The sequence below is a fragment of the Saccharothrix sp. ST-888 genome (genome assembly GCF_000955975.1).
In the GTDB taxonomy this organism is placed as follows: Bacteria; Actinomycetota; Actinomycetes; order Streptomycetales; family Streptomycetaceae; genus Kitasatospora.
The window spans coordinates 1-253 of sequence record NZ_JYJF01001109.1; the positions used below are offsets into that span (position 1 = coordinate 1).

General features: G+C 75.5%; 1 protein-coding gene. It reads left to right on the forward strand.

The window, feature by feature from the left end:
- Nucleotides 1–253 (forward strand): hypothetical protein (locus tag UK12_RS35825; RefSeq protein ID WP_045307412.1); only part of this gene is annotated, 253 nt, incomplete at both ends.

Consider the following 253-nt stretch of genomic DNA (forward strand, 5'->3'; position numbering starts at 1 on the left):
CCAACGGCCTCACCGCCCCCAACGGTCCGTCCCAGCAGCGGGTGATCCGTCAGGCCCTGGCCTCCGCCGGTCTGTCGGCCGACGAGGTCGACGCCGTCGTGGCGCACGGCACCGGCACCGCACTGGGCGACCCGATCGAGGCCCAGGCGCTGCCCGCCACCTACGGCCAGGACCGCGCCGAGGAGCAGCCGCTCTGGCTCGGCTCGGTGAAGTCCAACATCGGCCACACGCAGGCGGCCGCCGGTGTCGCGGG